At 55.9% G+C, this 374-nt stretch carries 1 pseudogene; it reads right to left on the reverse strand.

What is annotated here, in order from left to right:
* Positions 1–284: pseudogene (locus HWX91_RS40465) on the reverse strand (hypothetical protein); the annotation flags it as partial.
* Positions 285–374: the final 90 nt, after the last annotated feature.

Genomic DNA, 374 nt, shown 5'->3' on the forward strand with positions numbered 1-374 from the left:
TCGAGTGCGATCACCTGATACAGCTCACGGTCACATTCCAGCTCCCGCTGATATTGCTCTGCTGTATCGACGAGCAATTCAAGCATGGTCTGCTGACGTCGTCTTTCGTCACTCGTGATGGCAGGATTCCTACATATTGAGGACCCAAGTGTGATCAATGTGTTGAGCTGGCTCAACTGCCGGTTGCATAGATCGAAGCTGGAGAGCGCAAGCTTTTCGTACTGAAGCGCGTCGACAGGCGGGCGTGAAGCGGGTTGAGATTGTTTTGTGGGTTTGCTGCTCATGGTGCGACCTCCCTGGTACTTCCTGGATCGCCCGACACTCGCTTGCTTGGGGAAGGGGTGAGCGGGCACGTGGCGGGTTTGGAAGACCGG

It is taken from the genome of Paraburkholderia fungorum (genome assembly GCF_902833645.1).
Lineage (GTDB): Bacteria > Pseudomonadota > Gammaproteobacteria > Burkholderiales > Burkholderiaceae > Paraburkholderia > Paraburkholderia fungorum.